Below are 5,510 nucleotides of genomic sequence, written 5' to 3'. Positions count from 1 at the left end.
CCATTTTCCAAATGGGGTCTGTAGTTTAATGCAGCAGTTTACCGAATTACTTACCACTTTCCCGGCGTTATTTGTTGTGATGGTTGCCATTTTCAGCCTGGTGATTGGCAGCTTTTTAAATGTGGTGATTTACCGCTTACCGAAAATGATGGAAAACGACTGGCAGCAGGAGTACCAGGCCTATTTTAACGCCGATACGGCTGCAGCACCTGCCAGGTTTAACCTGGCCGTACCGCGTTCTGCCTGCCCGGCCTGCAATGCGCCGGTGCAGGCGCGTGACAATGTGCCGGTCCTGAGCTGGTTGCTGTTAAAGGGCAAATGCCGCAGTTGCAGTGCGCCCATCAGCGCGCGTTACCCTGTAGTTGAAGCATTGACAGCAGTACTTTCATCGGTGGTGGCGTGGAAACTGGGCTTTGGTTTAGCTGCCGCTGTGATTATTTTTACCACCTGGGTACTGATAGCACTGACCTTTATCGATATAGATAAAATGCTGCTGCCTGATCAGTTAACCTTGCCGCTATTGTGGCTGGCACTGCTGTTTAGCCTTAGTGATTCAGCCTTTGTTAATCCCGCTCAGGCTATTGTCGGCGCCGCTGCCGGTTATCTAAGCCTTTGGAGTGTCTACTGGCTGTTTAAATTGCTGACCGGTAAAGAAGGTATGGGCTACGGTGATTTTAAATTACTGGCCGTATTTGGCGCCTTGCTTGGCGCTGCGCAGTTACCACTGATTATTCTGTTGTCGTCCCTGGTTGGTGCGATAGTGGGTATAACCTTGCTCAGTGTGCAGGGTAAAGATAAAGCAACGCCTATCCCATTTGGGCCTTATATTGCCGCTGCTGGCTGGATAGCGCTGCTATGGGGTGAGCAACTGACCAATACTTACCTGCGTTATTTAGGTTTGTAATGTCAAAGTTTGTGGTGGGCTTAACCGGCGGTATTGGTTGCGGCAAAACTACCGTCACAGCGTTATTTGCCAAGCTTGGCGTACAGCATATTGATGCCGATATCGTCGCACGTGAAGTAGTTCTGCCGGAAACGCCCTGCTTGCGTGCCATCACGCAATATTTCGGTAATGAGATACTGCTCCCCACTGGCGAGCTCAACCGGGCAAAACTGCGGCAACGTGTTTTTACCGATGCAGCTAGTAAAACCTGGCTGGAGCAGTTATTACACCCGGCAATACGGCTGCAGATACTAAGGCAGTTACAGCAGCTGACATCGCCTTATGCGTTATTAGTCGCACCTTTGCTGTTAGAGAATAAGCTTGACCAGTATGTGCAGCGTGTACTGGTGATAGATTTACCCGAAAGCCTGCAACTGCAGCGTGCTATGGCGCGTGACAACGCAGACGAGCAACAGATTAGAGCCATAATGGCCGCGCAACTTTCGCGCAGCGAACGGCTGAAACAAGCCGATGATATTATTACCAATGACAGCACCCCGGCAGATCTCGCCCCCCAGGTTGCAGCACTGCACCAGCAATATTTGCAGCAGGCTAATACAGCAACTTAACAGGTATTAGGTGTGTTGTCGTAACAGGCGTGAAGCACCCAAAAATGACTGAACTGACTTACGAACACCCGCTAAATGAAAAACTGCGTACCTACCTGCGGCTGGAATATCTGCTGGCGCAGCTATACAGTTTGCAGGCACTGAACAGCGAATGGCAGCAGCAGGCATTTTTTAATACGCTGTTTGATCTAATTGAAGTGCTGGACCGCAATGATATCCGCCCGGACCTGATTAAAGACTGCGAGCGCTGCGAAACGGCACTGGTCGCCTGGGCCAATCACCCTTCAGTATCAGACGATAAATTACAACCAGTGTTACAGCAGGCAGTTCGGCTGCAAAGCGATTTGCTGCGCAGCAATAAGTTTGTCGGTAATTTAAAAGACGATAAATTTTTAGCGCCGCTACGCCAGCGCTTTGCAATACCAGGCGGCACCTGTTACTTCGACGTACCACAACTGCATTACTGGCTAAACCTGCCACAAAGTGAGCGCAGCTACATGGCTGAGCAGTGGTGTGCTGAATTCAGCTTACTGCAACAGGCAGTAAGCTTTGTGCTGGGTTTCAGCCGGCAAAAAGGCCAGTTCACCGATGTTACCGCTGACAATGGCTTTTATCAGAGCAATACTGACCAGCACGAACTGTTGCGCATCCGTTACCCGTTGGAAGCCGGCGTTTATCCTACCGTCAGCGGCAACAAATACCGTTATGCCATCCGCTTTATGCAGCTTAGCGATGACAGTGGCCGCTGCAGCAGTGAAAAAACGATCTGTTTTAAGCTGGCCAGCTGTTAAAATACGCCGCCAACTGCGATGAGGACAATATGAAAGTAAAATGCCCAACCTGTGATAAAGACGTTGTGTGGTCAAGCGAAGCCGCATTCCGGCCATTTTGCTCTGAGCGCTGCAAGTTAATTGACCTAGGCGATTGGGCAGCAGAAAACCACCGCATCGCCGACAAAACCCCGATAGATACTGTATTGTCTGAAGAGTATCTGGCAGAGTTAGAGCAAGAGTTTATCGCGCAGGACAATGACTTCTTTAAACACTAAGCCCGCTGCATTAGGCGGGCAATGACGGTAAGAAATGCTGCTGAATGCGCTCAACTATCGGCTGATTCGCATCGGGGAATTCAATATCGCCAAGCCCTGCAATGTCAACCCAGCGTAACGGTTGGCCTTCGCGCCCTTCTGGCTCGCCATCGAAACCGGTCACCAGATAAATATCCAGCAGCACGGTTTTTTCAGGATAAGCATATTCCAGTTGCATAAAAGCGCTGCTTTCGGCAACGTCGATAGCAACCTCTTCTTGCAGTTCACGCTTAAGTGCCGCGGCTACCGTTTCACCCTTTTCTACCTTACCGCCAGGGAACTCCCACTTGCTACCCTGGTGCTGCTTACTGCTACGCAGCGCCAACAAGATCTGTTGCCCACGTAAAATTACGCCTACTGCAACATGAATCACTTTTGCTGTACTCACACTGTTCTCCTGCTAAAACAACAAAGCCAGCCTCAGCTGACTTTGTTTTGCGACAAGGTGGTGGCTTATACCAGCTTACCGTGACACTGCTTATACTTTTTACCAGAGCCACAAGGACAAGGGTCGTTGCGGCCTACCTTATCGTGGTCGCGAAACACCGGGCCAGCCGGCATACCGGCAGGTACATCGCCACCAACGTGCTCAGCTTCAGCATGCTGGTAATCATGCGGTACAGCATCGGCTTTGCGGCGCTGTTGCTCTACTGCATCAACATCCTCCGCTGCCTTTACCTGAACCCGACCTAACACGCCAACCACATCAATTTTCAGGTTTTCCAGCATTGCAGAGAACAGCTCAAAGGCTTCGCGCTTATATTCCTGTTTCGGATTTTTTTGTGCATAGCCACGCAGGTTAATGCCCTGACGCAGGTGGTCCATCGCCGCCAGATGCTCTTTCCAGTGTGTATCCAGGCTTTGCAGCATGATGGCTTTTTCAAACTGACGCAGCACCTGTGGCCCAACCATCTGCTCTTTGTGCGCATAGGCTTGTTCAGCTTCCTGCTGGATACGCTCACGCAGCTTTTCTTCGAACAGTTTCTTGTCTTCTGCCAGCCACTGCGCTATTGGCAGATCCAGCATATAATCAGCCTTTAAGCGTTGCTCCAGCCCCGGAATATCCCACATTTCGTCCAGCGATTGCGGTGGAATATACTGGCTGATAATGCCATCGATAACATCGGTACGGATGGCGGTAATGGTTTCACTGATATCAGTGGCATTCAACAGCTCGTTACGCTGCTCGTACACCACTTTACGCTGATCGTTGGCAACATCGTCAAACTCAAGCAGCTGTTTACGGATATCAAAGTTGCGGGCTTCCACTTTGCGCTGCGCGTTTTCGATAGCACGGCTTACCCATGGGTGCTCTATTGCCTCGCCTTTCTCCATACCTAAACGGCGCATCATCCCTGCCATACGATCAGAGGCGAAAATACGCATTAAGGCATCGTCCAGCGACAGATAAAAACGGCTTGAACCCGGGTCACCCTGACGGCCTGAACGGCCGCGTAACTGGTTATCGATACGGCGTGATTCGTGACGTTCCGTACCGATAATATGCAAGCCACCAGCCGCAATTACTGCATCATGCCGGGTTTGCCAGTCTGCTTTAACCTTTTCTTTCTGCGCGTCCGTGGCGTCAGCACCCAGTGCTGCCAGTTCAGTCTGTAAACTGCCACCCAGCACGATATCGGTACCACGACCTGCCATGTTAGTGGCAATGGTAACCGTACCTGGCTGACCAGCCTGCGCAATGATCTGTGCTTCGTTAGCATGGAACTTAGCGTTTAATACCTGATGTTTGATCTTGGCTTTATTTAGCAGGCCCGATAAATACTCAGAGCTTTCAATCGACGCTGTACCCACCAGCACCGGGCGGCCAGCATCGCGGGTGGCAATAATGTCGGCAATAATGGCCTGATACTTATCTTCCGCGTTTAAGTACACCAGGTCGGCCATATCTTTACGTACCATAGGCCGGTTGGTAGGCACTACTATAGTTTCCAGGCCATAAATTTGCTGGAATTCGAAAGCTTCGGTATCGGCAGTACCTGTCATACCTGACAATTTGTCGTACAAACGGAAATAATTCTGGAAGGTGATAGATGCCAGTGTCTGGTTTTCGTTCTGAATTTTTACGCCTTCTTTGGCTTCTACAGCCTGGTGCAAACCTTCAGACCAGCGCCGGCCTTCCATCGTACGGCCGGTGTGTTCATCAACAATAACAATTTCGCCATCTTTAACAACGTAATCGACATCGCGTTTAAACAGCTGATGCGCGCGCAGCGCCGCATAAACGTGGTGCAGCAACGTGATATTGGCGGCAGAAAACAGGGTATCGTGTTCCTGGATTAAGCCATGTTCACGCAGCATGTCTTCAACTTTGATCTGGCCTTGTTCAGTCAGGTATACCTGACGCGCCTTTTCATCTACCGTGAAGTGACCGTCGCCATGCGCGCCCTCTTCATCTTCTTTATCCTGCTTTACCAGTTGTGGTACCAGCACGTTGATTTGCTTGTACAGCTCTGAGCTGTCTTCTGCCGGGCCGGAAATAATCAGTGGCGTACGGGCTTCGTCAATTAAAATTGAATCCACTTCGTCGATAATGGCAAACGCCTGATCACGCTGCACGCGATCCTGCGGTGAAAACGCCATATTGTCGCGCAGGTAATCAAAACCAAACTCATTGTTGGTGCCGTAAGTAATATCAGCAGCATAAGCTTGCTGTTTATCCGGGTGCGCCATACCGGGCACATTAACGCCAACGGTTAAGCCGAGAAATGCAAACAATGGCGCATTGGTCTGAGCATCCCGCCGGGCCAGATAGTCGTTGACAGTAATAACGTGCACACCGCCGCCGCTTAATGCATTGAGGTAAGCAGGCAAGGTAGCCGTTAAGGTTTTACCTTCACCGGTACGCATCTCAGAAATTTTGCCCTGATGCAGCACCATACCACCCATCAAC

Annotated in this window: 6 protein-coding genes; 4 read left to right on the top strand and 2 right to left on the bottom strand. The window is 50.5% G+C overall.

The features are described from left to right. The first annotated feature begins 28 nt into the window (after nt 1–28). From VIN66_RS16245 to yacG, 4 genes are read left to right on the top strand one after another with little or no spacing between them, the layout of a single operon-like run. A complete protein-coding gene (locus VIN66_RS16245) occupies nt 29–904 on the top strand; it encodes a prepilin peptidase (RefSeq protein WP_331924952.1) in 876 nt (291 codons plus the stop codon). Then, entirely contained in the window at nt 904–1,512 is a 609-nt protein-coding gene (gene coaE, locus VIN66_RS16240; RefSeq protein ID WP_331924951.1) for a dephospho-CoA kinase, read from the top strand. Before VIN66_RS16245 ends, coaE begins: the two co-directional genes overlap by 1 nt. A 44-nt stretch (nt 1,513–1,556) precedes the next feature. Beyond that, the gene (gene zapD / locus VIN66_RS16235; protein ID WP_331924950.1) at nt 1,557–2,303 is read left to right on the top strand and encodes a cell division protein ZapD; all 747 of its coding nucleotides are present in this window, start codon (nt 1,557–1,559) and stop codon (nt 2,301–2,303) included. A 29-nt stretch (nt 2,304–2,332) separates the two neighbouring features. Next, complete coding sequence (yacG, locus tag VIN66_RS16230) at nt 2,333–2,560, top strand: DNA gyrase inhibitor YacG (RefSeq protein ID WP_331924949.1); 228 nt, start codon at nt 2,333–2,335, stop codon at nt 2,558–2,560. Between the two features lie 10 nt (nt 2,561–2,570). Here yacG and mutT read toward each other — a convergent pair whose 3' ends face one another. Continuing rightward, nucleotides 2,571–2,987, bottom strand: a complete 417-nt coding sequence (gene mutT / locus VIN66_RS16225; RefSeq protein ID WP_331924948.1) for an 8-oxo-dGTP diphosphatase MutT — start codon at nt 2,985–2,987, stop codon at nt 2,571–2,573. Nucleotides 2,988–3,052: 65 nt separating this feature from the next. Then, nucleotides 3,053–5,510: preprotein translocase subunit SecA (gene secA / locus VIN66_RS16220; RefSeq protein ID WP_331924947.1), on the bottom strand; the 2,458-nt coding region annotated here is incomplete at its 5' end.

Origin of the sequence: Rheinheimera sp. (assembly GCF_036568245.1) — a bacterium.
Classification (GTDB): Bacteria; Pseudomonadota; Gammaproteobacteria; order Enterobacterales; family Alteromonadaceae; genus Alishewanella.
This window is presented reverse-complemented; position numbering and strand designations above follow the sequence as displayed.

Coding starts and splice junctions, on each gene's coding strand:
- coaE (WP_331924951.1), top strand. CDS start 904: ATGTCAAAGTTTGTGGTGGGCTTAACCGGCGGTATTGGTTGCGGCAAA.
- VIN66_RS16245 (WP_331924952.1), top strand. CDS start 29: ATGCAGCAGTTTACCGAATTACTTACCACTTTCCCGGCGTTATTTGTT.
- yacG (WP_331924949.1), top strand. CDS start 2,333: ATGAAAGTAAAATGCCCAACCTGTGATAAAGACGTTGTGTGGTCAAGC.
- zapD (WP_331924950.1), top strand. CDS start 1,557: ATGACTGAACTGACTTACGAACACCCGCTAAATGAAAAACTGCGTACC.